The 25,557-nt window shown below is 66.5% G+C and carries 22 protein-coding genes; 11 read left to right on the top strand and 11 right to left on the bottom strand.

Going from position 1 to position 25,557, the window contains the following annotated elements; genetic code table 11:
- The 4 genes from EYW47_RS41095 to EYW47_RS31540 form a co-directional block, all read left to right on the top strand.
- On the top strand, window positions 1–2,198 hold a 2,198-nt coding region (locus EYW47_RS41095), incomplete at its 5' end, for a beta strand repeat-containing protein (RefSeq protein WP_205710187.1).
- 166 nt (window positions 2,199–2,364) lie between these two features.
- Window positions 2,365–3,621, top strand: coding sequence for a TolC family protein (locus tag EYW47_RS31550; protein ID WP_133198726.1), 1,257 nt, complete (start codon window positions 2,365–2,367; stop codon window positions 3,619–3,621).
- Between the two features lie 37 nt (window positions 3,622–3,658).
- The gene (locus EYW47_RS31545) at window positions 3,659–5,746 is read left to right on the top strand and encodes an ATP-binding cassette domain-containing protein (protein ID WP_240763997.1); all 2,088 of its coding nucleotides are present in this window, start codon (window positions 3,659–3,661) and stop codon (window positions 5,744–5,746) included.
- 10 nt (window positions 5,747–5,756) lie between these two features.
- The gene (locus EYW47_RS31540) at window positions 5,757–6,920 is read left to right on the top strand and encodes an HlyD family type I secretion periplasmic adaptor subunit (RefSeq protein ID WP_240763996.1); all 1,164 of its coding nucleotides are present in this window, start codon (window positions 5,757–5,759) and stop codon (window positions 6,918–6,920) included.
- A 56-nt stretch (window positions 6,921–6,976) separates the two neighbouring features.
- Here the strand turns inward: EYW47_RS31540 and kynA are convergent, their stop codons facing one another.
- The 3 genes from kynA to kynB all read right to left on the bottom strand — a co-directional run bounded on the left by kynA (window position 6,977) and on the right by kynB (window position 9,982).
- A complete protein-coding gene (gene kynA / locus EYW47_RS31535) occupies window positions 6,977–7,960 on the bottom strand; it encodes a tryptophan 2,3-dioxygenase (protein ID WP_133198725.1) in 984 nt (327 codons plus the stop codon).
- A 10-nt stretch (window positions 7,961–7,970) separates the two neighbouring features.
- Window positions 7,971–9,221 carry a kynureninase gene (kynU, locus tag EYW47_RS31530; RefSeq protein ID WP_133198724.1) on the bottom strand — a complete coding sequence of 417 codons (1,251 nt, stop codon included), beginning with the start codon at window positions 9,219–9,221 and terminating at the stop codon, window positions 7,971–7,973.
- 122 nt (window positions 9,222–9,343) lie between these two features.
- Window positions 9,344–9,982 (bottom strand): arylformamidase, encoded by a 639-nt coding sequence (gene kynB / locus EYW47_RS31525; protein ID WP_133198723.1) that lies wholly within the window; start codon window positions 9,980–9,982, stop codon window positions 9,344–9,346.
- Window positions 9,983–10,113: 131 nt separating this feature from the next.
- Here kynB and EYW47_RS31520 point away from each other — a divergent pair, with 131 nt between their 5' ends.
- Window positions 10,114–10,617 (top strand): Lrp/AsnC family transcriptional regulator, encoded by a 504-nt coding sequence (locus tag EYW47_RS31520; protein WP_133198722.1) that lies wholly within the window; start codon window positions 10,114–10,116, stop codon window positions 10,615–10,617.
- Between the two features lie 142 nt (window positions 10,618–10,759).
- Here EYW47_RS31520 and EYW47_RS31515 read toward each other — a convergent pair whose 3' ends face one another.
- Complete coding sequence (locus tag EYW47_RS31515; RefSeq protein ID WP_133198721.1) at window positions 10,760–11,284, bottom strand: flavin reductase family protein; 525 nt, start codon at window positions 11,282–11,284, stop codon at window positions 10,760–10,762.
- Window positions 11,285–11,528: 244 nt separating this feature from the next.
- Here EYW47_RS31515 and msrA point away from each other — a divergent pair, with 244 nt between their 5' ends.
- Window positions 11,529–12,077: a peptide-methionine (S)-S-oxide reductase MsrA gene (msrA, locus tag EYW47_RS31510; protein ID WP_133198720.1), complete on the top strand. Its 549-nt coding sequence runs from the start codon at window positions 11,529–11,531 to the stop codon at window positions 12,075–12,077.
- 78 nt (window positions 12,078–12,155) lie between these two features.
- Here msrA and EYW47_RS31505 read toward each other — a convergent pair whose 3' ends face one another.
- From EYW47_RS31505 to pdxH, 3 genes are all read right to left on the bottom strand, one after another.
- Window positions 12,156–13,718: a DUF72 domain-containing protein gene (locus tag EYW47_RS31505; protein WP_133198719.1), complete on the bottom strand. Its 1,563-nt coding sequence runs from the start codon at window positions 13,716–13,718 to the stop codon at window positions 12,156–12,158.
- 156 nt (window positions 13,719–13,874) lie between these two features.
- A complete protein-coding gene (locus EYW47_RS31500) occupies window positions 13,875–15,089 on the bottom strand; it encodes an SAM-dependent methyltransferase (RefSeq protein ID WP_133198718.1) in 1,215 nt (404 codons plus the stop codon).
- A gap of 245 nt (window positions 15,090–15,334) precedes the next feature.
- Complete coding sequence (gene pdxH, locus EYW47_RS31495; protein ID WP_133198717.1) at window positions 15,335–15,970, bottom strand: pyridoxamine 5'-phosphate oxidase; 636 nt, start codon at window positions 15,968–15,970, stop codon at window positions 15,335–15,337.
- Between the two features lie 191 nt (window positions 15,971–16,161).
- Between pdxH and tcdA the strand changes: the two genes are divergently transcribed.
- The gene (tcdA, locus tag EYW47_RS31490; RefSeq protein WP_133198716.1) at window positions 16,162–17,043 is read left to right on the top strand and encodes a tRNA cyclic N6-threonylcarbamoyladenosine(37) synthase TcdA; all 882 of its coding nucleotides are present in this window, start codon (window positions 16,162–16,164) and stop codon (window positions 17,041–17,043) included.
- Between the two features lie 132 nt (window positions 17,044–17,175).
- Here the strand turns inward: tcdA and trxA are convergent, their stop codons facing one another.
- Both trxA and EYW47_RS31480 read right to left on the bottom strand, forming a co-directional pair.
- Window positions 17,176–18,024 carry a thioredoxin gene (trxA, locus tag EYW47_RS31485; RefSeq protein WP_133198715.1) on the bottom strand — a complete coding sequence of 283 codons (849 nt, stop codon included), beginning with the start codon at window positions 18,022–18,024 and terminating at the stop codon, window positions 17,176–17,178.
- Window positions 18,025–18,080: 56 nt separating this feature from the next.
- Entirely contained in the window at window positions 18,081–18,965 is an 885-nt protein-coding gene (locus tag EYW47_RS31480; RefSeq protein ID WP_133198714.1) for a pirin family protein, read from the bottom strand.
- 245 nt (window positions 18,966–19,210) lie between these two features.
- Here EYW47_RS31480 and EYW47_RS31475 point away from each other — a divergent pair, with 245 nt between their 5' ends.
- Window positions 19,211–20,125, top strand: coding sequence for an EamA family transporter (locus EYW47_RS31475; RefSeq protein WP_133198713.1), 915 nt, complete (start codon window positions 19,211–19,213; stop codon window positions 20,123–20,125).
- A 139-nt stretch (window positions 20,126–20,264) separates the two neighbouring features.
- Here the strand turns inward: EYW47_RS31475 and EYW47_RS31470 are convergent, their stop codons facing one another.
- Window positions 20,265–21,857, bottom strand: coding sequence for an N-acetylmuramoyl-L-alanine amidase (locus tag EYW47_RS31470; protein ID WP_133198712.1), 1,593 nt, complete (start codon window positions 21,855–21,857; stop codon window positions 20,265–20,267).
- Window positions 21,839–22,444, bottom strand: a complete 606-nt coding sequence (tsaE, locus tag EYW47_RS31465) for a tRNA (adenosine(37)-N6)-threonylcarbamoyltransferase complex ATPase subunit type 1 TsaE (RefSeq protein ID WP_133198711.1) — start codon at window positions 22,442–22,444, stop codon at window positions 21,839–21,841. The genes EYW47_RS31470 and tsaE overlap by 19 nt, the downstream gene beginning before the upstream one ends.
- A gap of 203 nt (window positions 22,445–22,647) precedes the next feature.
- Here tsaE and queG point away from each other — a divergent pair, with 203 nt between their 5' ends.
- The 3 genes from queG (at window position 22,648) to xerD (ending at window position 25,553) form a co-directional block, all read left to right on the top strand.
- Window positions 22,648–23,901 carry a tRNA epoxyqueuosine(34) reductase QueG gene (queG, locus tag EYW47_RS31460; RefSeq protein WP_133198733.1) on the top strand — a complete coding sequence of 418 codons (1,254 nt, stop codon included), beginning with the start codon at window positions 22,648–22,650 and terminating at the stop codon, window positions 23,899–23,901.
- A gap of 44 nt (window positions 23,902–23,945) precedes the next feature.
- Window positions 23,946–24,419, top strand: coding sequence for a methylated-DNA--[protein]-cysteine S-methyltransferase (locus EYW47_RS31455; RefSeq protein WP_133198710.1), 474 nt, complete (start codon window positions 23,946–23,948; stop codon window positions 24,417–24,419).
- A 183-nt stretch (window positions 24,420–24,602) separates the two neighbouring features.
- On the top strand, window positions 24,603–25,553 hold the full coding sequence (gene xerD / locus EYW47_RS31450) for a site-specific tyrosine recombinase XerD (protein WP_133198732.1): 951 nt from the start codon (window positions 24,603–24,605) through the stop codon (window positions 25,551–25,553).
- Window positions 25,554–25,557 lie beyond the last annotated feature (4 nt).

Here is a 25,557-nt window from a genome sequence, read left to right as displayed (position 1 = left end):
TGACCGACGACGCGAACAGCGACCTCGGCACGCTGACGGTGGCGAACGCGGAACTGGCGACGGGCGCATACAACTTCGCGTTCAACCACTACACGTACGAGCTGAGCGACACGCTGCTGAACCTGGAAGGCGCGACGGCCGGCATCATTTCGGGCGCGACGGGCGGCTACATGCTGACCGACGCAGCGAACAGCGACCTCGGCACGCTGACGGTGGCAAACGCGGAGCTGGCGAAGGGCGCAAGCAACTTCGGCTCGAACCACTACACGTACGAGCTGAGCGATACGCTGCTGCAGCTGGAAGGCGCGGCGCCCGGCCTGCTGTCGGGCTCGACGGGCGGCTACTCGCTGACCGACGCGAACACCAACCTCGGCGCACTGACGTTGGCGAACGCGGCACTGGCGGCAGGCGCAAGCAACTTCGTCTCGGGTCACTACAGCTACTCGCTCGCGGACACGTACGCCAACCTGACCGCCCTGGCCAACCTGGCCGCGACGGAAAGCGCGAGCGCCGTAGCTGTCAGCGACACGTTGACGGCAGCCCAGGCGGATACGATCTACGGCTACAACCACGCGGCGACCTACAACGTTCAGGACACGGCAGCCAACGTCATCAGCCATTCGGCGGACATCAGCAGCCACATCGGCACGCTGACGATCACCGGTACGGCGACGGTCAGCCAGGCCGTGTCGATCAACGCTATCGTCACGAGCGGCGCGAAGTCCTACGCCGTCTCCGACACGGTGGCGGCGCTGAGCACCGGCACGCACGACTGGACGACCTTCGCGGGTGTCACGAGCGTGACGGCGACGCTCACGTCGACGACGGATCTGAGCAAGGTAACGCTGGACAACGGCGTGACGGCCGTCGCCCTGAACGGTCAGGTGGTCCGCATGAGCGACGCGGAACTGCTCCTGACCCTGCAAGGTCCGGGCACGGTAGCGGAAGTCCTCACGGCGAACCGCGACCTGACGAGCGGCAGCTACGCGCTTGCCAGCATCGTGACCGCGCTGGACCTGAGCGGCCACCAGGCCACGCTCACGAACACGGAGATTGCACAGCTCACGGGCGGGATCACCGACTCGATCGGTAACGGTTCGGTCATCGAAAATCTCCAGAGCGATGTTGCTGGACCGCTGAGCAGCTTCGTCACGACGCTGAACCTGAACGGCCACCAGGCCACGCTCACGTCGAACGCGCTTGCCACGCTCAACGTGCAGGGCCCGGGTTCGATCCACGAGCAGTTGAGCAGCAGCCTCGACCTGACGACGGCGGCGCTGACGAACGTCACGCAGATCGACCTCGAAGGCCACACGGCCAAGCTGACCGCCGCGCAGCTGAACTCCATCATCCTCACGGACTCGATTGGCAGTGGCACGGTGACGGAGCAGCTCCTGGCGGACGTCAACCTGACGGGGACCGACCTGACACTGCAGCACGTCACCGGCATCGACCTGAACGGCCACGTGGCGACGCTTACGTCCGCTGAGCTCAGCTCGCTGACCATCACGGACACGGGGGGCTTGGGCTACGTGTTCGAGCAGCTCTCGGGCGCGGTGAACATGACGGGCAGCAGTCTCGGCCATGTCCAGGGGCTCGACCTCGCGGGCTATTCGGCGAAGCTGACCGACAGCGAGATCGCAAGCCTGAACAGCCACTACGGCATCATCGATTCGTCGGGCGGCCTGACGGGTTCGATCGTCGAACAGTTCACGTCGAACACGGACCTGACCTCGTCGCCGCTTGACTTGCATGTGCACGGCATTGATCTGAACGGCCAATCGGTCACTTTGACGGATACGGAACTCAACCAGATCAACTCCGTCGGCGACTCGATTGGCACCGGCAAGCTCACCGAGTTGATCACGCAAGTGCAATCCGATGGCGGCATCCTCTCGCTCGTCAGCCACGCGCAGGGGACGCTGAACGTGAACCTCAACGACGAGGTCGGCACGAACGCGACGGTGACGATCGCGGGTCTGCAGCACAACGACACGCTGAGCCTCGGTAGCGTCACGCTGACGTCCGGGTCGCAGGTAGCCAATGCGGCAGCGGTCACGCAGGCGAATGAGTACGCCTTCGACAGCTCCTCGAAGACGCTGACGTGGGACGACAACAGCGGCAATATTCACGCCGTCGTGCTCGCCAACACGACCAGCGTGACGTTGCAAGATCAACACACGTTCAAGGTGATCTAATTGAATGCTGCGTTGATCAGCAAACACGCGTGCTAAGCTAGCGTTGTCTTAAAAAGCGGCCCCATCGAATTTCGATGGGGCCGTTTTTCGATGTAGCCTGAGTAGTAGGGTTCGACACGAATCGGGGAGTCGGATCTCTAGAAAAACCAGAATTCCAGGCAATACGATGCACTTCAGAAAAATGACGGCAGGCGTGCTCGCGGGCGCGCTTGTCATGGCGAGCCACGGGACCTTGGCCGCCAGCTGGACGTTGGAGCAGGTGGCGCGCCAGGCGTTGGCGAGCCACCCTGACATCGTCGGCAAGGAATACTCGCTCGACGCCGCCGAAGCGAACGTGCAAGGCGCGAAGTGGCAGCGTTTCCCCACTTTGGGCGTCGAGGCCGGCAAGGCCAACGACGGCAGTCCGCGTTTCACCGACATCAGCGTCACCCAGCCGATCTGGACGGGCGGCCGCATCACGGGCGGCATCGCCTCGGCCGAGGCGTCGAAAGACGCCGCCTCGGCGGGCGTCGACGAAGCGCGCCAGGACGTGCTGTTGCGCGTGATGACCGCCTACGTCGAGGCGATGCGCCAGCAGGCGCGCGAGAACGTCGCCGAGCGCGAGGTGGCGCAGCATCAACAATTGCTCGACATGATCAACCGGCGCGTGGCTGCGCAGGCGAGCGCCCGCGTGGACGCCCAGCTTGCCGAATCGCGCCTCTATCAAGCCAACGACGATCTTTCGACCGCGCAGCAGGCGCTCGCCACGGCGCTCGTGCAGCTTTCGCAGCTGACCGGCAAGCCGGTCGATTCGGTCTCCGACTACGACATCAAGAGCCTGCCGATGCCGGGTTCGCTCGATAACGCGCTGGATCGCGCGACGGGCGCCTCGCCGACGCTGCTCCGGCTCAACTTCGAGCGCGACGCCGCGCTTGCCGACGTGAAAGTGAAGAAGGCAGCGGTCATGCCGCAGGTGTCGGTGCGCTTCGACCAGTTCTACGGGCAGGACCCGATCGTCAACAACACCCAGCGCGGCAGCCGCGTGATGCTGCTGATCGAGGCGCAGCCGGGCGCGGGCCTGTCGGCGGTCTCGGCCGTGAAGGCCGCGCAGGCCGCCGCAGCGGCGGCCGAACAGGCGAGCGCGAGCGCGAAGCGTGACCTGAGCCTGAACGTGGCGGCCGACTGGAACGACCTGAACGGCTCGCGCGTGCGCTTTGCCAACACCAGGCTGTCGAGCGAGAGCTCAAAGGCGGTCTACGAATCGTACGTACGCCAGTATTCGGCCGGCAAGAAATCGTGGCTCGACGTGATGAACACGGTGCGCGAGTCGATCCAGGCCGACATGAACGTGATCGACGCGCGTGCGCAGATGACGGCGGCCGCCCTCAGGCTTGAGGTCCGCACTGGCGACCTGTCGTTCATCGGTAACGGCGACAGCAACTAAGGCGCTCGCCAGCCCCAATCAAGGTAAATCCCAAGCGATGGACGCACTCCTTCAAGCACTCACGCTGGCCGCCCGCGAGGTGGGCCAAATCGTGCCGCACGCGCTCTCCGACGAGATCCGCGAGGCGCTCGACGCGCTCGCCGACGCTCCGCTCATCGAGCAGGTGCGAGCCGGCTGGCACGCCGCGCATCTCCAGGGCGAGATCACGCCGCTCGCCCATCCCGCCCCCGAGCACTGTCCGTTCCTCGCCCGCGTGGCCGACGGCGAGTGGCGGGTCGTGCAGGCGCACAACGCCGACGGTAGCTGGAGCGCTTGCACGGCCGACAAGCGCGCCGTCATGCTCGATGACCTGGCGGGCGCTGCCTGCTTTGCGCTGCCGCTGCGTCGCAGCGAGGCGGAACAGGCACCACGCGCGAAGCGCCTCGTGATGGAGGCCCTATGGCGCAACAAGGCGTTCTACGTCGAGGCGATCTTCGCGACCGTGCTGGCCAACCTGCTCGCCATCACCACCTCGCTCTTCAGCATGCAGGTCTACGACCGCGTGATTCCGAACCGTGGCTTCTCGACGCTGTGGGTGTTGTCAGTGGGCGTGTGCCTGGCGATCCTGCTCGAACTGGTACTCAAGCACGTGCGCGGCATCGCCATCGAGCGCACCGCGCGGCGCATCGACGAGCGCCTCTCCATCTGGTTTTTCAACCGACTCCTGAACGTGCGCCTCGAACACCGGCCGCCGTCGATCGGCACGCTCGCCTCGCAGGTCAAGGGGTTCGAGTCGGTGCGCGCGGTGCTCAGCTCGGCGTCGCTCTTCGTGCTCGTGGACGTGCCGTTCGCAGCGCTCTTCGTGGCGATCATCGGGCTGATCGGCGGGCGCCTCGTGCTCGTGCCGCTCCTGATGGTGCCGGTGTCGCTGTTCACGGGCCTCATGTTCCAGTCGCAGATCGCGCGTCACTCGCTCGAAAACCAGGGGCAAAGCAACCGCAAGGCGGGTCTGCTCGTCGAGTCGATCGACGGCGCCGAGTCGCTCAAGGCCAACCGCGCCGACTGGACGCTGCAACGCCGCTGGGCGGCGCTCGTCGGTGACGCCGGCAGTTCCGACTACAAGGTCAAGCACTACGCGTCGCTCTCGAGCCACCTCACGGTGTCGCTGCAGCAGATCGGCTACGTCGCGCTCGTCGCGTTCGGTGCGTGGCTCGTCGCCGACAACAAGCTCACCATGGGTTCGCTCATCGCGTGCACGATCATCAGCGGGCGCGCCATGTCGCCGATCGCGCAACTGCCTTCGACGCTCGTGCAATGGTCCAACGCGCGCGCCGCCATGAGCGGTCTCGACAAGCTGATCTCGCTGCCCAATGACAACGACGAGCGCGGCGTCGCGCTCGTGCCCGAGATCGTCAACGGCTCGCTTGTCTTTGAAGGCCTGAAGTTCCGCTACGGCCAGGGCGGCGACGCCGCGCTCGAGATCGAGCGGCTCGAGATCCGCTCGGGCGAGCGCATCGGCATCATCGGCACGATCGGCTCGGGCAAGAGCACGTTCCTCAAGCTCGCATCGGGTCTGTACCGACCGGCGTCGGGGCGAGCCACGATCGACGGCGTGGACATGTCGCTGATCCTGCCCGACGTGCTGCACGAGAAGATTGCCTACCTGCCGCAGGACATCCGCCTGACGAGCGGCACACTGCGCAGCAACCTGGTGCAGGGCCTGCCCGATCCGGGCGACGAGCGCCTGCTCGAAGTCGCGAAGCTCACGGGTCTCTCCGATCTGATCATGCGCCACCCGAAGGGCCTCGCGCTGCCGATCACGGAAGGCGGCCGCGGCATCTCGGGCGGCCAGCGCCAGCTGATCGGCCTCACGCGCCTGTTGCTCACGCGGCCGAAGGTGCTGGTGCTCGACGAGCCGACGGCGTCGATGGATGCCGCCACGGAGGCACGCATCGTCGCGGTGCTCGAAGCCATCGCCACGCGCGGCACGACGGTGCTGGTGGCGACCCACAAGACGGCGCTGCTGCCGGTGACGAACCGTCTGCTGGTGATGCGCGAAGGGCGCGTGGTGGTGGACGGTCCGCGCGATCAGGTGCTCGAAAAGCTGTTCGGCAAGACGCCGACAGCCGTTTCATCGGAAGTTTGAGGTCAACACCATGCAGGATAACTACGCCGAAAAACATCACATGCGCTGGGCGTTGACGGCCTGTTGCGGCCTCGCGATCTTCGGTTTCGTCGCGTGGGCGCATTGGGCCCGTATCGACCAGATCACGCGCGCGCAGGGCCAGGTGATCGCCAGCTCGCGCGACCAGATCATCCAGGCGCAGGACCTCATGACGATCGACCAGGTGCTCGTCAAGGAAGGCGCGCAGGTCAAGCGCGGCCAGCCGCTCGTGCGCTTCGAGCGCGCCCGCGCCGAGGCCGCGTGGCTGGAATCACGCAGCAAGGCGGCGTCGCTGGAAGCCGAAGTGGCGCGCCTGCACGCCGAGGTCTACGGTGGCAAGCCGCAGTTTCCGCAGGATCTCGACGCCTACCCGGACATCCGTGCGAACGAAGAGGTGCTGTTCCGCAAGCGCCAGGCGGCCGTGGACGACGAGGTGGCATCGCTGTCGAAGGCGCTCCAGTACGTGCAGGACGAGCTGAACATCAATCTGCCGCTGCTCGCGGCCGGCGACGTCAGCAAGGCCGAAGTGCTCAAGCTCGAACGCCAGGTCGCCGACCTGCAAGGCCAGATCGTCAACCGCCGCAACAAGTACTTGCAGGATTCGCAGACCGATCTGTCGAAGGCGCTCGAGGATCTCGCCGGCGTCGAGCAGGTGGTGGCGCAGCGCAAGGACCAGCTCGATCACACGGTCATCGAGTCGCCTGTGGACGGCATCGTGCGCAACGTGCGCATTACGACGCCGGGCGGCGTGGCGCGCGCGGGCGACGAAATCATGCAGATCTTGCCGGTGGACGACGATCTCATCATCGAGGCCAAGGTCAAGCCGAGGGACATTGCGTTCCTGAAGCGCGACCTGCCCGCGAAGATCAAGCTCGACGCCTACGATTACACGATCTACGGCACGCTGCAGGGCACGGTCACGTACATCAGCGCGGACACGCTCAGCGACGAGACGCGCCAGGGCAACGAGCAGCCGTACTACCGCGTGCAGGTCAAGACCGACGCGGGGCCTTTCTTGCACGCGCATGGCCGGCGCCTCGACGTGCAGCCGGGGATGACGGCCACGGTGGAAATCAAGACCGGCTCGAACACGGTGCTGCGCTATCTCACGAAGCCGCTCACGAAGACGCTGAACGATTCGCTCGGCGAGCGCTGAGCATTCAATACGCGTGCGCCTCACGGCTCGCAAGCCGCGAAGCGCACGCGTGGTGCTCAGAGCACCGTCCTCACGTGCCAAAGCTCCGGAAACAGCACGACATCCAGCATCTTGCGCAGATAAGGCGCGCCGCTAGTCCCACCGGTGCCCTGTTTGAACCCGATAATCCGCTCAACCGTAGTGACGTGTCTGAACCGCCACTGCCTGAACGCATCTTCGAGATCGACGAGCTCCTCGGCCATCTCATACAAATCCCAGTACTGCGAAGGATTGCGATAAACCTCGAGCCAGGCCGCCTCGACAGACGCATCATGCAGCGTCGGTTGCGTCCAGTCGCGATTGAGGCGTTCCGGCGCGATAGCAAACCCTCTGCGCGCGAGCAGCCGAATCACCTCGTCATAAAACGAAGGCGCCTCAAGCGTTGCCTTCACCTGCGCGAGAATCTCGGGCCGATGCTCATGCGGCTTGAGCATCTGCTCATTCTTGTTCCCCAGCAGAAATTCAATCTGCCGATACTGATACGACTGGAACCCTGACGAAGCGCCCAGATACGGCCGCATCGCCGTGTACTCGGATGGGGTGAGCGTCGAGAGCACGTTCCACGCTTGCACCAGCTGCTCGAGAATGCGCGAGACGCGCGCGAGCTGCTTGAAAGCGGGCGGCAGCTCGTCGCGATGCACGCACGCGAGCGCGGCGCGCAACTCATAGAGCGCGAGCTTCATCCACAATTCGCTCGTCTGATGCTGAACGATGAACAGCATCTCGTTGTGATCGGGCGAGAGCGGATGCTGTGCGTTGAGCACGGCGTCGAGCGAGAGGTAATCGCCATAGCTCATCGACTTCGAGAAGTCGAGCTGGGCTTCATGCCAGCCTTCGCCCGTTTGCGTCGCCGCCGAGGCGCTCACACCCGCTTGCGGCGTGGCCGCCGCAGCACCATGCCCGAACGGACAGCCGCCGCGCGCGCCTTCGTTGGCATCCGTGGAGTGAGCAGGGGCGACATCGGTGTCGGGCACGCCAGGAATCTGCATGTGGTCGGTCATGTATGGCTCCTCAGGTCACCGCGCCGCGCGCGGCGAATTCGGGCTTGCGCCAGCTTTCGGTCGCGAGCACGTCGCGCAGCGTCTCCACTGCGTCCCACACATCGACATAACGCAGATACAGCGGCGTGAAACCGAAGCGCAGCACATGCGGCTCGCGATAATCGCCGATCACGCCGCGCGCGATCAACGCCTGCATGACCTCATAGCCGTGCGGATGCTCGAAGCTCACGTGCGAGCCGCGTTGCGCATGTTCGCGCGGCGTGACGAGCGTGAGCGGGTATTCCTTGCAGCGCGTCTCGACGAGTTCGATGAAGAGGTCGGTGAGCGCGAGCGACTTGCGGCGGATCGCCTGCATGTCGGTCTGCAGGAACACATCGAGGCCGCATTCCACGAGCGCCATCGAAACGATCGGCTGCGTGCCGCACAGATAGCGGCCGATGCCGTTGTCCGGGCGATACACGGGGTTCATCTCGAACGGCGATTTGTGTCCCCACCAGCCCGAAAGCGGCTGCGAGAACGCGTCCTGATTGCGCTTGGGCACCCACACGAAGCCGGGCGACCCCGGGCCGCCATTCAGGTACTTGTAGGTGCAGCCGACCGCATAGTCGGCATTCGCGCCGTTCAGGTCCACGGGCACCGCGCCGGCCGAGTGCGCGAGGTCCCACAGCGCGAGCGCGCCTTGCGCGTGGATGTGCCCGGTGAGCGCGCGCATGTCGTGCATTTCGCCCGTGCGGTAGTTCACGTGCGTGATCATCGCCACGGCCACGTCTTCGCGGATGGCGGCGGGCAACTCGCTCGGGTCGTCGACGAGGCGCAGCTCATAGCCGCGGTCGAGCTGCTCGATGAGGCCTTGCGCGATGTACAGGTCGCTCGGGAAATTCGAGCGCTCGGAGACGATCACGCGGCGCTTCGGATCGCGCGCGTTCGCGACGCGCAGCGCGGCGGAGAGCGCCTTGAACAGATTGATCGAAATGGTGTCGGTCACGACCACTTCGTCCTCGGCCGCACCGATCAGCGAAGCGAGCTTGTTGCCGAGGCGGCGCGGCATGGCGAACCAGCCAGCCGTGTTCCAGCTGCGAATGAGGCCGTCGCCCCATTCGCCGCCGATCACGGCTTGTGCGCGCGCGGCGCTCGCCGTGGGCGGCACGCCCAGCGAATTGCCGTCGAGATAGATGGTTTCGGGCGCGAGCGCGAATTGTTCGCGCAGTGCTGCGAGCGGGTCGGCGCGGTCGAGCGCCAATGCGTCGTTACGGTCGTTCATGTCGGTTCTTCGGTGCGGTGAGAGTGTCGGGTCAGGGCGACGGCGGTGAGAAATTCGATAAAACTGCGTCGATAAAACTTCGTCTATCAAGCTCTAGCGGCGTTTCATGGCTTGTGCACCGCTCACGCTCGGGAGGGCAGGGCGCGCAGCACGGCACGCACGGGGCTCGCATCGAGCGTCGCGAACTTCAGCGGCAGTGCGATCAGCTCATAGTCGCCGGGCTCGATGGCGTCGAGCACGATGCCTTCGAGAATCGCCATGCGATGCGCGCGGATGCGATGGTGCGCGTCCATCGTCTTCGATTCTTGCGGGTCGAGCGAGGGCGTGTCGATGCCGATCAGGCGCACGCCATGCGCCGCCAGCAGGTCGATCGTCTCGGGTGCGACCGCACAAAACGCGCTGTCCCAGCGATCCTGCGGCGCGTTGGCGTAGGTGCGCAGCAACACGCGCGGCGGGATGCCATCGAGCGCCGCTTGCACGTGCTCGGGCAGCACGAGCGGCGCGGCGCCTACGCAGTGAATCACGCGGCACGCGCCGATATAGGCGTCGAGCGGCACGGCTCCAATGGGCGCGCCCGCCGCGTCGTAGTGCAGCGGGGCGTCGGTGTGCGCGCCGGTGTGTGGCGAAAGCGTCACGCGCGCCACGTTGACCGGCGAGCCGGCTTCCATGCGCCAGACGCGCTCGACGCCAACGGGCGTGTCGCCGGGCCAGACGGGCGTTGCGGGCTGAATGGGCGGGGAAATGTCCCAGAGGTCGTTCATTGTGTTGACGAGGTTGTCTCCGTGTGTTTCGAATGATAGGCAACTCGTCGCGAAATGTGCTTGCGAAAAAAACGCCGTACGCTACAGTTCTTGGCACATAATTTGAGTCAAGACGGGAAAGGAGACCAAATATGAACGCCATCTCGCTTGATGCCACGGATTGCCGGATTCTTGCTGTACTCCAGAACGAGGGGCGCATCAGCAACCTGGACCTGGCCGAGCGTATTTCGCTTTCGCCGTCCGCGTGTCTGCGGCGGTTGCGCCTGCTGGAAGAGCAGGGCGTGGTGGAGCGCTATCGCGCTTGCCTGAACCGGGAGATTCTCGGTTTTGAAATGGAGGCTTTCGTGCAGGTCTCGATGCGCAACGACCAGGAAAGCTGGCACGAGCGCTTCGTCTCGGCGCTGCGCGACTGGCCCGAGGTGGTAGGGGCGTACGTGGTGACCGGCGAGACGCACTATCTGCTGCGCGTGCTCGCGCATAACCTGAAGCACTATTCGGAGTTCGTGCTCAACAAGCTCTACAAGGCGCCGGGCGTGATGGATATACGCTCGAACATCGTGCTCACCACGCTCAAGACTGAGGCGGGGATCCCGGTCGATTTGATAGCGCATCGCGGGGAGCCGAAGGCTTCATAGATGCGCTCGGCCCTGCGGGGTTCCGTTCTCTCCCGTTTGGCCATGTGTGGGCCGCTTTCGAGCTGCCGCGCCCGGCGGCGGCAAGGGTAGCGGTTTGGCCGGCTGCGCCTTTCGAGGCGCTTGCGCTTGCGTTTGCCGCGGCCTAGAGCGGCAGCAACTGATGAAAGGCGCCGGCGTGGAACACGAGCGGCGCGCCGTTGTCGCTACTGTCTTCGCCCGGTTCGCGAACGCCGCAGCGCTCCACCTCGCCCACGAAGATCACGTGATCGCCTTCGTCGTAGCGGCTGCGGTTATGGCACTCGAACCACGCGATGGCGCCGTCGAGCACGGGCATGCCGCTGTCGCCGGCCGCGTGCGAGACGCCTTCGAAGCGGTCGCCTTTCACGGTGGCGAAGCGCTTGCACAGGTCGAGCTGCGACGCGGCGAGCACATTCACCACATAATGGCTGTTGCTGCGGAACACCGGCATCGACGCCGAGCGCGTGGCGAGGCTCCACAGCACGAGCGGCGGGCTGAGCGAGACCGAGTTGAACGAGCTCGCGGTGATGCCGATCAGCTGCCCGTCGGGCGCGCGCGTCGTGATGACGGTCACGCCGGTGGCGAACTGGCCGAGCGCACGGCGGAACGCGCCGTCGTCGAAGTTGGGTGGGCTGGCGCGGCGGGTCATGGGCGCAGGCCCCGGGCATTGGGGCGCGTGTCCGGCGTGAGCTGGATGGGGCGGGCGGCGCAGGCGGGAGTCGGTGTAAACGTCATGTGTAATTTCGGCGAATTGTCCCAATTTTAACGAAAAGCGGCGGGCGGCGGCTCATTGGCCTGGCTGCTTCGGTTGGCGCGGGAAATCAGCGAATATCTGCGCGGGCCTGCGGATCTCACGGCAATGGGGCCGGCGCGGCATCAAAGGAGAGTGCAGCATGAGTCAAACGATCGAAACCGCCACGCTCGGCGGCGGATGTTTCTGGTGCCTGGAGGCGGTGTATCTGCGCGTGGACGGCGTGGTGGCGGTGGAGTCCGGCTACGCGGGCGGCCATGCCGCGAACCCGTCCTACGAGCAGGTTTGCAATGGCGACACGGGCCACGCGGAAGTCGTGAAAGTGGATTTCGATCCGGCGAAGATCGGCTATCGCGAGATCCTGGACATCTTCTTCGCGATTCACGATCCGACCCAGTTGAACCGCCAGGGCAACGACGTCGGCACGCAGTATCGCTCGGTGGTCTTCACGGATTCGGAGGCGCAGCGCGAGACGGCGCTGCAGGCGATCCGCGAGCTGAAGGCCGAAGGCGTCTACGACGGCGAAATCGTCACCCAGGTGGTGCCGCTCGACGGCAACTATTTCCCCGCCGAGGCGTATCACCAGAACTACTTCGCGCAGCATCCGAACCAGGGCTATTGCGCGTTCGTGGTCGCGCCCAAGGTGGCGAAGTTTCGTCAGAAGTTCGCGCATCGGCTCAAGGCCGAGTGAGCGGCGCGCAAGCGCGTTGATAGGGACGGCGGGCGCGGTTCAGGCTTCTGAACCGCGCCCGCCGCTTTATGTCGGACTTTATTCGGCCGTCGAGGCGCTTTCGCTGCGCATGCGGAGCATTTCGTCGGCGATGGCGCGTGCGAGTTTCGCGCAGGTCAGCGGCGCCGAGCCTTCCGCCTTGTTGTTGGTCGTGATCAGCACCGGCTGGCCCGCGATCGCGTAGCGCGCAGCCAGTTCGGCGAGCGCGTCGCGCGTGTGCGGGTCTTCGTCGACGAGCTTGTCGAACGGCTCGTAGCGCGCTTTCGCCTGTTCGTACTTGAAGCCGCTGTGCAGGCTCCAGCGCACGATCAGCGGGCCCGCGGGCGCTTCCCCGTCCATCAGCGCGAGCGCGGCGGCCTGGCGCAGCGGGTCGGGCATGCGCGCGTGCAACCCGACGCAGTAGCGCACGCCCGCCGCGCGCAGCGTCCGCACGAAGCGCGGCGTGAGCAGGATGCCGTCGCGGATCTCGACGGCGTAGCACGGGCCGTCGCCGAACGGGGCGCCGGCCGATGGCGCATCGCTGGAGAGCGTGCCGCCGGAGAGCGCGTCACTGGAGAGCGCGTCACTAGAGGGCGCGTCGCTGGAGGGCGCATCACCCGAGGGTGCACTGCGGGAGCTCGCGTCGCTGACCTCGGGACTTTGTGCCGACGCCGGATTCGGCGCGGGCGCCGGATTAGACTTGGGCAGCGGCGGCAGCGCGGCGAGAAAGGCCGCGAGACGCTCGACGAACGCGGCCGGATCGGCGAGCAACTGGTCGGGCAGCGGCGGGAACTGGAACACGAGCGCGCCCGCTTTTGCGCCAAGCCCCGCGAGGCACGGCTCGACGAATTCGCGTGCGGCGAGATCGGCGTTCAGGAAGCACGGATTGGCCGAGACCGGCTCGCCGCGATCGCCGCGCACGCTCGCATCGGTGATGAGCGCGGGCGCTTTCACGATGAAGCGGAAGTGGTCCGGCACCTGCTGGGCGTAGCGCAGGTAGTCGGTGACGGTGAGCGGTGCGTAGAACGAGCGGTCGATGCTCACCGAGCGCAAGAGCGGATGCGCGCCATAGGCGGCGAGCCCCTCGCGCGCAAGCTTGGAGTTGCTGTAGTCGTCGCCGTAGATGATGCCGCGCCAGCCCGGGAACGACCACGACGAGGTGCCCAGGCGCACGCCCGGCGGCAGTTCGGCGGCGAGATCGAGCACGCCCTGGTCGGGAATGGCGGGCAGCACGCCTTTCGCCCGGCGGCGCGGGGCGGGCGAATCGGGCGAATCGGGCGCCGATTGGGCCGGCTTCGCGGCCTTTGACTGCGTTGGGCGTTCGCGCATGACGGACTCGTCGTCGCCGTCCGATTCCGCGGCCGCGGCATCGGCGGCCTTCCGGCGCGCGGCGCGCCCGGACTGTGGCTCACGCGGCTCGGGCGGCACGAAGCCGAACAGGTCGGTCTGGGTGTCGGGCTGCGCGTCGGCGTGCGCGGCGCGCGTATTGCGCCGCTCGACCGTGCGGCCCACTTGCCTCGAAGGGCGTGTCGCGCTGCGAGCTTCGTCGTCATCCTCTTGCGGCCCCGCGCCGGAGCCGTCGTTCTCTAGTGCCCCGAAAAGGCCGTCGTCGCGTTCGTTCATGCGTTTGAGTCGTGGTGGCGATCGGGTGGTCAAAGCCGCTCGCCGCAATGGGCCAGGCTCGGGCACGGCTGGCAAGCGCGCCTTCCCGCAAAAAAACGCAGCGGCGCGGGCCGATGCCTGCGCCGCTGCACGGCTTGCCGATCCATCACAGCGGCGTCAGAGCGGCTTTTCGTACATATAGCGGCGCGACCATGGCAGCGTCTTTGCGCTGCGACCCGCCTTGCGGCAGACGATCTGGTAGATCGACACGTCGTCGTGCTCGAACGCGTACGCGCAACCCGCCAGATAGACGCGCCAGATGCGGAACTTCTCGTCGTCGACGAGCTTTTTCGCTTCCTCGGCGCGCGCCTCGAAGTTTTCTGCCCAGATTCCGAGCGTGTGCGCATAGTGACGGCGCAGGCTTTCCACGTCAACCGCCTCGAGCCCGCCGCGCTGCGCCGCCTCGAGCGCGAGGCCGATGTGCGGCAGCTCGCCGTCAGGAAAGACGTAGCGGTCGATGAACTCGCCGCCGCCCAGCGCCGTCTCGCCGCTCTCGGCGTCGCTCGACGTGATGCCGTGGTTCATGGCGACGCCGTCGTCGGCGAGCAACTCACGCACCTTCGTGAAATAGCCGGGCAGGTTCTTGCGCCCGACGTGCTCGAACATGCCCACGCTCGTGATGCGGTCGAACTGGCCCTGAATGTCGCGATAGTCCTGCAGGCGGATCTCGATGCGATCGGCGAGCCCTGCGGCCTTCACGCGCTCGGTGGCGAGGTCGAACTGGTTCTGCGAGAGCGTCACGCCCACGCAGCGCGCGCCGAACTTCTGCGCCGCTCGCAGCACGAGCGCGCCCCAGCCGCAGCCGATGTCGAGCAGCGTCTGGCCCGGCTGCAGCTGGATCTTGGTGAGGATGTGGTCGATTTTCTTGAGCTGCGCGGTGCCGATGTCTTCGTCGCCGTTCTCGAAGTACGCGCACGAATAGACCATGTTCTCGTCGAGCCACAGCTTGTAGAAGTCGTTCGAGACGTCGTAGTGGTACTGGATGGCGCGCTGGTCGGTGCTCTTCGAGTGCGTGAAGTAGCGGCGCACCCGTGCGAGCTTGCCCGCGCTCGAAAGGGTGTTGCGCGCGAGCGAGTAGCTGATGTCGATGATGTCGGCGAGCCGGCCTTCAATGTCGATCTTGCCCTTCACGTAGGCCTCGCCGAGATTGTCGAGGCTCGGTTCGAGCAAGAGCGGCAGCGCCGATGCGCTGTTGACCTTCAGCGTGACCTGCGGGGCGGCGAAGTGGCCGAAGTCGTACTGCTGGCCGCTCCAGAGCACGAGCCGCGCGGGCAGGTTGGCCTGGTTGCGGACTTCGTCGACCCACTGTGCGAGTTTTTTCTCCCAGAACATGCGTTTCTCTCCGTGTCGATCCGGAGTGCGTGCTTGCGCACTGACTCCGGTCCCCTGCGGGATGGTTGCGTTCCGATGAACGGATCAAGCCCAAAGACAAAAGCGAATTGCAATGCGTGCTACGAGGCAAAATCGATTGGCGCAGCGCCGCGGTGAACTGCGGCGCGCGCGTGATGCGGGGTGAAGCTGGGTACTACGAGGTGATGCGCAGGAGCCCTGCGAAACCTTCGAGAAGCCGCGCTGGATCAGGGGGCGAGCCGCTCGATGCGCCATGCGGCGCCGTCCCGTGTATAGCGGATGCGGTCGTGCAGCCGCGACGGACGCCCTTGCCAGAACTCGATGGCGCCTGGTACGAGCCGGTAGCCGCCCCAGTGCGGCGGCCGCGGCGGATGCTCGCCGTACTGCGCACCGATCTCGCGCTCGCGCGCTTCGAGCTCGGCGCGGCTGCCGATCACGGCGCTCTGCTCCGAAGCCCACGCGCCGATGCGCGAGCCGAGCGGGCGCGACTGGAAATACGCGTCGCTTTCGGCATCGCTGGTTTTTTCGACCCGGCCTTCGATGCGCACCTGACGCTCGAGCTCGATCCAGTGGAAGAGCAGCGCCGCATGCGGATTGGCGGCGAGCTCGCGGCCCTTGCGGCTATCGTAATTGGTGAAAAACACGAAGCCGCGTTCGTCCACGCCCTTGATCAGCAGGATGCGCGCGGCGGGGCGGCCCTCTGCATCGACGGTCGCGACGGTCATCGCGTTCGGTTCGGGCAGCCTGGCGTCGAGCGCCTGGCTGAACCAGGTCTGGAATTGGCGGATCGGGTCAGGGTCGACGTCGGATGCGTCGAGCGAACCGAGCGAGTAGTTCTTGCGGAGGTCGGCGAGCGAGGTCATGTTTTATGCGGGCGCTTCAATGCGGACAAGTATATCGAAGACAGCGGCGAAGGCAGCGGCAACGCACCAGGGGCGCAGCGCCCGCGCCGGGATCGGCCTGGGGGCAGCCCGTTTGGTCGCGATCAGGCAAAATATGCGTTCTCAAGGACCGTGACAGTGCGCGATCGGTCCGCTTTCGATCCGCTATTGCCATGTCCAGTACACCGCTTTCCGCTTCCGCCGGTTCCACCGGCCTCGCCGATCTTACCGCGCCCGCCGCGGCCGATGTTGCCGACCGGGCGCGCCGCTTTGGCGGCGTGGCGCGGCTTTATGGCGCACCCGCGCTCGAGGCTTTCGAGCGGGCGCACGTGGCCGTGATCGGCATTGGCGGGGTGGGCTCGTGGGTCGCGGAGGCGCTCGCGCGCAGCGCGATCGGCACGCTCACGCTCATCGACCTCGACAACGTCGCGGAGAGCAATACCAACCGCCAGATCCACGCGCTCGACGGCAACTACGGCAAGCCGAAGGTCGAGGCGATGGCCGAGCGCATCAAGCTCATCGATCCGGCCTGCGACGTGCGGCTCGTCGAGGATTTCGTCGAGCCGTCGAATTTCGATGCGCTGCTCGGCGCTGGCTTCGACTACGTGGTGGACGCCATCGACAGCGTGCGCACCAAGACCGCGCTGATCGCCTGGTGCGTCGAGCATCGCGTGCCGCTCATCACCGTGGGCGGCGCGGGCGGCCAGCTCGACCCCACGCGCATTCGCATCGACGATCTCGCCCTCACCATTCAGGACCCGCTGCTCTCGAAGGTGCGCGGGCAATTGCGCAAGCATCATGGCTTCCCGCGCGGCCCCAAGGCGCGTTTCAAGGTGAGCGCCGTGTATTCCGACGAGCCGCTCATCTACCCGGAAGTCGCCGTTTGCGACATCGACAGCGAGGCCGAGCACGTGAGCACCTCGCCCGGTCACCACGGGCCGGTGGGCCTGAATTGCGCGGGCTTCGGCTCGAGCGTGTGCGTGACGGCGAGCTTCGGCTTTGCCGCCGCGGCGTATGTGCTGCGCGCGCTCGCGCATCGGGCCGCGGCGGGCTGAAGGCGCTCATGGTCAGTCATGCTCGAGCCGGCTGCGGCCGCGCACAGGCAAAAGAACGCAGGTGAAAAAAAAACGCACGGTCATGGCCGTGCGTTTTCGTTTGTGCGCCGGGTAGACCGGTGGGCGCCGTGCTCAGTTCAGCGTGGCGCTCAGCTTGCGTCGCCATTCACTCACGAGCTGCGGCTGATGCGACGCGAGATCGAACACCGAGAGCATGGTCTTGCGGCCGATGTCGTCGCGGAACGTGCGGTCGCGCTTGACGATCTCGAGCAAATTCTCGAGCGCATCCGCGTACTTGCGCCGCGCGATCAGGGCGCTCGCGAGATCGAAGCGCGCTTCGAGATCTTCGGGGTGCGCGGCCACCTGGGCTTCGAGCGCGTCGGTGGGCGGCAGGTCGGCGGCGGCGTCGAGCGCCTCGAGACGCGTCTTGAGCGCGTTAAAGCGCGGGTCGATGCCTTGCGTGGTCTTCGGCGAGAGCAGCTCGACTTCGCTGTGCGCTTCGTCGGCGCGGTTGTCGGCGAGCAGCAGCTCGATCAGGTCCATGCGCGCCTCGTCAAAGCCTGGGTCGAAGGCGAGCGCGGCTTGTAGCGCCTCATAGGCGTCGTCGCGGCGGCCTTCGGCGAGCGCTTCCTGGGCGGCCTGGCGCGCGGCTTGTGCGGAGTCGGGAATCAGGCGGTCGAGAAACTCGCGCAGCTGACCCTCGGACAGCACGCCGATGAACTGATCCACCGGCCGCTGGTCGACGAAGGCCACCACGTGCGGAATGCTGCGCACCTGGAAGTGGGCGGCGAGCTCCTGGTTCTCGTCGACATTGACCTTAACGAGCTTCCATTTGCCCGCGTACTCGGCTTCGAGTTTTTCGAGCATCGGCCCGAGCGACTTGCACGGGCCGCACCACGGCGCCCAGAAGTCGACCAGCACCGGCGCGAGCGCCGACGCCTCGATCACGTCCTTTTCAAAAGTGGCCAGGGTGGTATCCATTGCGTCCTCGTTGGGGAAATCCGTTACACCTGAAGATGAGGGCGAATCGGCGCGCTTCAATGTTGCGGCCTCTTCTCGGGCAGCGGAATCCATTCGGTCTCGCCGGGGACGTGCCCCATTTCCTGGCGCGTCCAGGCGGCCTTGGCGGCTTCGATCTTCTCGCGCGAGCTGGCGACGAAGTTCCATTCGATGAAGCGCTCGCCCTCGAGCTTCTCGCCCCCGAGCAGCATCACACGCGCCCCGTTCGTGCTCGCGAGCGTGACGGTTTCGTTTGGCGTCAGCACGGCCATGGTGTATCGCTCGAGCGGCGTGCCGTCGATGCTGAGGTCGCCCTCGACGAGATAGACGCCGCGCTCCTCATGCTCCGCGTCGAGCGCGATGGCGCTGCCGGGCGCGAACTCGGCGGCCACGTAGAGCGTGCCCGAGAAAGTCGCGACAGGCGAGGTCGCGCCGAACGCCGTGCCCGCGATCACGCGCATCGAGACGCCGTTGCGCTCGATAGCCGGCAGCGTGGCGGCGGCGTGATGGAAGAACGAGGGCTCGGTGTCTTCGTGCTCGAGCGGCAGCGCGACCCAGGTCTGGATGCCATGCATGGTGAGACCGGTCTTGCGCGCTGCGTCGGGCGTGCGCTCGGAGTGGACGATGCCGCGTCCCGCCGTCATCCAGTTGACGTCGCCGGGGACGATCTCCTGCGCCGAGCCGATGCTGTCGCGATGCATGAGCGCGCCGTCGAAGAGATACGTGACGGTGGCGAGTCCAATATGCGGATGCGGCCGCACATCGACGCCGGAGCCCGGCTCGAGCGTGGCCGGCCCCATATGGTCGAAGAAAATGAACGGGCCGACGAGGCGCGCGGCCATCGCGGGCAGCACGCGGCGCACATAGAGATTGCCGATGTCGCGCTGGTGGGGCTTGAGGACCGCTTTGATCGATGAGGACATGGATGCTTCCTTGATGGGTCGGACGGTACAGGCTATACGCGCGCCGGCACGCATGATGGCGCTTTGCGCGAGCGCGCGAGCAGGCGCCCATTCTAACGCCGGCCTCGCCGGCGCGCCGCCAGCGAAGCAGGCGCTTGAAGCAGGCGTTTGAAGGTGGGCGTGCGACGCGGTGGCGGCGTCGCAAGCGCGGCCGCGCGCTCGCCGGTAGACTCGCGTATTCGACAGAACAATCAACGGAGCCGGAGATGTCGCCGAAGGACTTGCTGCTTGCGCTCGTGGTCGTGCTCGCGTGGGGCGTGAATTTCGTGGTGATCAAAGTGGGACTGCACGGCGTGCCGCCGCTTCTGCTCGGCGCGCTGCGCTTCTTGCTGGCGGCGTTTCCGGCAGTGCTGTTCGTGAAGCGCCCGAAATTGCCGCTGCGCTGGCTGCTCGCTTACGGCGCGACGATCTCGTTCGGGCAGTTCGTATTCCTCTTCACTGCCATGTACGTGGGCATGCCCGCCGGGCTCGCCTCCGTCGTGCTGCAGGCGCAGGCCTTCTTCACGCTGGTGTTCGCGGCGCTCTTCCTTGGCGAGCGCTTTGGCGCGCAGAACGTGATCGGTTTGCTGGTCGCGGCGGCCGGGCTCGCGGTGATCGGCCTGCAGTCGTCTGCGGCCGCAGGCGCGGGGGCCCAGACGATGACGGCCGCTGGCTTCGTGCTCACGTTGTGTGCGGCCTGCATGTGGGCGCTCGGCAACATCGTCACGAAGAAGGTGGGCCAGGTGGATCTCGTCGGGCTCGTGGTGTGGGCGAGCCTGATTCCGCCGCTGCCGTTCCTCGTGCTCTCGTACTTCATGGAGGGACCGCAGCGCATCGAGGCGGCGATGGCGGGCATCGGCGTCGATTCGATCGGCGCGATCGTCTATCTCGCGTTCGTGGCCACCTTGCTCGGCTACAGCCTCTGGAGCCGGCTGCTCTCCAGGTATCCGGCCAGCCAGGTCGCGCCGTTCTCGCTGCTCGTGCCGATCGTCGGGCTTGCGGCGGCCTCGCTGCTGCTCGGCGAGCGCCTCTCCGGCGCGCAGATCGGCGGCGCCGCGCTCGTGATGGCCGGGTTGGCCGTGAACGTGTTCGGTGGCTGGGCGAGGGCGCGGCTCGCGTCGATGCGGGCCGCGCGGTCCTGAAGCCGGGTGGCGCACGAGGCTTGGTGCGTCTGGATGCGAAAACGCCGCACGACCTTGGGGTTGCGCGACGTATCGACTGGCTGCGAGGCCGTGCGAAGCCGGGCGCGGCGCGCAAGGACACCGCGCGCCGCTTGCATGCTTACGTCATGCGGTTCTTCGCGAGTGGCGGATTTGCCGCGAAGTAGCGCTTGATGCCCTTGAGGATGGCGTTCGCCATCTTGTCGCGATAGGCGTCGTCGTTGAGCTTTTGCTCTTCCTCGGGGTTGCTGATGAAGGCCGTCTCCACGAGGATCGACGGAATGTCGGGCGCCTTGAGCACCGCAAAGCCCGCTTGCTCGACCGAGCCCTTGTGCAGCTTGTTGATCTCGCCGACTTCGTTGAGCACGAAGCCGCCGTAGCGCAGCGAGTCGCGGATCTGCGCCGTGGTCGACATGTCGAACAGCGCACGGTTCACGGAGGCGTCCGCCGTCTTCACGTTGATGCCACCGATCTGGTCCGACGAATTCTCCTTGGTCGCCATCCAGCGCGCGGCCGCGCTCGACGCGCCGTGCTCGGAAAGCGCGAACACCGACGAGCCGCGCGCGGCCGGCGTGGTGAATGCGTCGGCGTGGATCGACACGAAGAGGTCGGCGCCCACGCGGCGCGCCTTCTGCACGCGCACGTTCAGTGGCACGAAGAAGTCGGCGTCGCGCGTCATCATCGAGCGCATGTTGGGCTGGGCGTCGATCTTCGCGCGCAACTTCTTCGCGATGTCGAGCGCGATGTGCTTCTCGTACGTGCCCGCGCTGCCGATCGCGCCGGGATCCTCGCCGCCGTGGCCCGGGTCGATCGCCACCGTCAACAGGCGCGTGGTCCCGCCCTTGCTGGTCTTGGGCGTGGTGAAGCCGTAGTTGTCGTCGGCCTGGTCGCTGCTGTCGCCGCCGCTGTTGCCTTGGGCGATGACGGGCGGCTTCGGCGCCGGCTTCGGACGCGGCAGGACCGTTGCAGGCGGCACCGGCGGCATCGGGCGCGGCGCGGAGGGTGCGGTCGACGCACCAGGCGTGGCGGGCGTGGCCGCGCCCGCGTCGTTCTGCGCGTAGCGCTCGAAGAAGGCGTCGCTGTTGTCGCGCGCCGGCGGATTGTTGGGGCCCGCGAGCGTGGAGGGCGGCGCAGGCGGCGCGTTATCGCGCATCGCCTCGCGCGCGTCTAGCTGCTGTTGCTTGCGCTCGGTCTGCGCGAGCAGGTCCATGAGCGGATCGGGCGCAACCGCGGGATAGAGGTCGAACACGAGCCGGTACTTGTACGAGCCCACCGGCTGCAGCATGAAGACCTGGGGCTTCACGGCGCCCTTCAGGTCGAACACCATGCGCACCACGTTCGGCTGATACTGGCCCACGCGCACGGCCTGGATCTGCGGATCGTTCGGCGTGATCTTGGAGACGAGATTCTTGAGCGCATCGTCGAGGTCGAGGCCGCTCAGGTCGACGACGAGCCGGTCGGGGCCCTGCAGCAATTGCTGCGTGTTCGAGAGCGGCTGATCCGATTCGATGGTCACGCGCGTGTAGTCGCGCGCGGGCCACACACGCACGCCGATCACCGAGGTCGCCCATGCGAGGCGCGGTGCCGCGACGGAGAGGCCGAGCACCAGCGTGGACGCGCCCGCCTTCAGAATCTGCCGGCGCCGCCAGTTGTGCGTGGCGGTGGCCGCGGATTCGATCGAGCGGAACGGTTTGATTAACATCTTTCTAGACATGCCTTTCCTGATGCGCTGTATGCGTACGCGGTGAGCACGCGGCCTTCACCGTACTGGCCTGGCTCGAGCTGGAACGCGAGATCGGGTACGCCGAGCAGGCCGCCCGCGCGTTGCGGCCATTCGACGAGACACACGGCTCCTTGTGCGAAATATTCGCGAAAGCCGGCGTCGGCCCATTCGGCCGGGTCGCTGAAACGATAGAGATCGAAGTGATAGAGCTGGAGTTCCCCGCTCACCGTGCTCACCGTGTAGGGCTCGACGAGCGTATACGTCGGGCTGCGTACGCGGCCGGCGTGGCCGAGCGCGCGCAACGTGGCGCGCACGAGCGAAGTCTTGCCGGCGCCCAGGTCGCCCAAGAGCTGCACGTGCAGGCCGTTGAATGGCACAACGCTGGAGGCGGCGGATTCGCTGACCTGATTTTTTTTCGTGACGCCGGCGCTCTGGCCGGATTCTTGCGTGCGCAGGCTCTCGAGCGCGTGCGCAAAGCGCGCGCCGAACGCATCGGTGGCGGCTTCGTCCGCGAGCTCGAAGCGGCGCTCGAGCAGAATCGGTGCGGCGGGCGGGCTCGCGTGGTCGTGTCCGGGCATGTCGGGTGTTCCGGGCATTCTCGTAAAATAGCGTAATGAATCCCTCGCATTCCCCTTCGAACCCGGTGCACAACGAAACGCACGAAGTGCACGATCAGCACGAAGTGCACGATCTGGTCGATGCGCGCGTGCCGGTCAGGACGTCCGCGAAAGCGCCCGCGCATTCGACTGCGTCGGGCGTGGCTACGCCGGGCGTCGGCACGATGGCGCCGCAGAATGTGGCCGCGCCGCTGGACGAAGCGGCGCTGGCCGCGCTCGCGACACGCATCCGCGCATGGGGACGCGAGCTGGGGTTCGGTGCGATCGGTATCAGCGACACCGACCTTTCTCATGCCGAGGCGGGCCTTGCCGCGTGGCTCGAGGCGGGCTGCCATGGCGAGATGGATTATATGGCCAAACATGGGATGAAACGCGCGCGGCCCGCAGAGCTTGTGGCCGGTACGCGACGTGTCATCACCGCGCGCATGGCGTATTTGCCCGCCGCGACGCTTGCTGGCGCGGCGCACGTCGGGGCTCAGACCGAAGTGCCCGCCGCGGGCGAGCACGAGGACTGGCGCGGGCGCGAGCACGCGCGTCTTGCCGACCCGTTTGCGGGCGTGGTGTCGATCTACGCGCGCGGCCGCGACTATCACAAGGTGATGCGCGCGCGGCTGCAGCAGCTTGCCGAGCGCATCGCGGCCGAGATCGGCGCCTTCGGCTTTCGCGTCTTCACCGATTCCGCGCCGGTGCTCGAAGTCGAGCTCGCGCAGAAGGCGGGCATCGGCTGGCGCGGCAAGCACACCTTGCTCTTGCAGCGCGACGCGGGCTCGCTGTTCTTTCTCGGCGAAATCTACGTGGACGTGCCGCTGCCGACTGACGCGGAAAATGCGCAAGCCGCGCAAGACGCGCAAAACTCCGCCTCGCATGCGCCCGAACAGCCCGGCGCCCATTGCGGTACTTGCACGCGCTGCATCGGTGCGTGCCCGACGGGGGCCATCACCGGGCCGTACCGCGTCGATGCGCGGCGCTGCATTTCCTATCTGACGATCGAATTGAAGGGCAGCATTCCCCTGGAATTGCGCGAGCTGATCGGCAATCGTGTCTATGGTTGCGACGACTGCCAGCTCGTGTGCCCGTGGAACAAGTTCGCGCAGGCCGCGCCGGTGGCCGACTTCGACGTGCGCCACGGGCTCGACCGCGCGAGTCTCGTCGAGCTGTTCGGCTGGAGTGCGGCGCAGTTCAACGAACGCATGCAGGGCAGCGCGATTAGGCGCATCGGCTACGAATGCTGGTCGCGCAATATCGCCGTGGCGATGGGCAATGCACTGCGCGCGACGCGCGAGAATGACGGCGCCTGTGGCCAGCCGCATGATGCGCAGGAAGGGCGCGCGGCTATCGTCGCGGCATTGCGTGCGCGCGAGCACGACGAGTCGGCGCTCGTGCGCGAGCATGTGCAATGGGCGCTGGAAGCGGCTTAGACTGGCGTGGGCATTGAGCTTTGCATGCGCCAAGGAGAGGAACCATGTTCAACGCGGTAATCGACGCACCGTTCGGCAAGGTCGGCATCCGCACCGCCGATGGCGCCGTGCGTGAGATCGTCTATCTGCCCGAATCCACGCATTCAGTCGACCCCGATTGCGCGCTCGCCGAGCGCGCGGTCGCACAGATCGCGCATTACTTCGCGAGCGCGCAAGCGGACTTCGACTTGCCGCTCGCGCCGCGTGGCACGGCGTTTCAGCGCAGCGTATGGGACGGCATTTGCGCAATCGGGGCGGGTGAGGTGCTCACCTATGGCGCGCTCGCGAAGCGCATCGGCAGCATCAGCGCGCGAGCGGTGGGGCAGGCGTGCGGCTCGAATCCCTTTCCGATCGTGATTCCGTGCCACCGCGTGGTGTCGGCGAGCGGCATCGGCGGCTTCGCGCATCATGGCGGCGATGGTTTCTTTCGCGACGTGAAGCGCTGGCTCCTCGCCCATGAAGGCGTAACCATCCGATGAGCGCCACGCGCGCACGCGCGAGGCACGCAGGAATTGGCGCAAGAGAGCAGCGAAAGGGAACACGTGAACGATCAGAACGATAACGGCGCCGGCAACCATGTCGACAAGGATGCCGATAACGACAGCGATAACGACCTCGAATACGGCATCGACGACGACGGGCAAGATCAGGTGGCCGATGTGATGCCGGGCGCGCCGGACGGCGGCGAAGCCACCGCGCTTGCGCCTGCTGCCGCGCAGGCGCTCTCCACGAGCCTGCTCGCCATCGACACGTTTTGCGACGCCATGTGGCTCGAGCACGGTCTCTCGCGCAATACGCTCGACGCCTACCGGCGCGATCTGCGCCTGTTCGCCGAGTGGCTCGCGCACGCGCGCTCGCACGGCATCGACACGGTTCACGAGGACGATCTGCTCGCCTACAGCGTGCGCCGCAAGGACGACAAGTCGACCTCGGCGAACCGGCGTCTTTCGGTATTCCGGCGCTACTACGGCTGGGCGCTGCGCGAGCAGCGCGTGAGCGCGGACCCGACGGTGCGCGTGCGCTCGGCAAAGCAGGCGCCGCGCTTTCCCACGACGCTCACCGAAGCGCAGGTCGAGGCGCTGCTGAACGCGCCCGACGTGGCCACGCCGCTCGGCCTGCGCGACCGCACGATGCTCGAGCTGATGTACGCGAGCGGCTTGCGCGTGACCGAGCTCGTCACGCTCAAGACGGTCGAGGTGGGCCTGAACGAAGGCGTCGTGCGCGTGCTCGGCAAGGGCTCGAAGGAGCGCCTGATTCCGTTCGGCGAAGAGGCGGCGGCCTGGATCGCCCGCTATCTGCGCGAGGCGCGGCCCGCGCTGCTAGGCGCGCGCACAGCCGATGCCCTGTTCGTCACCGCACGCGCCGAAGGCATGACGCGCCAGCAGTTCTGGCACATCATCAAGCGCCACGCGCTCAATGCGGGCGTGCACGCGCCGCTCTCGCCGCACACGCTGCGCCATGCGTTTGCCACGCATCTGCTCAATCACGGCGCGGACCTGCGCGTCGTGCAACTGCTGCTCGGCCATAGCGACATCTCCACGACGCAGATCTATACGCACGTCGCGCGCGAGCGGCTGCGGCTCTTGCACGAGACGCATCATCCGCGCGGGTAGAATG

It is taken from the genome of Paraburkholderia silviterrae (genome assembly GCF_004353915.1).
Lineage (GTDB): Bacteria > Pseudomonadota > Gammaproteobacteria > Burkholderiales > Burkholderiaceae > Paraburkholderia > Paraburkholderia silviterrae.
Note: the sequence above shows the minus strand (reverse complement) of the source record. Positions and strands in the feature narration are given on the sequence as shown.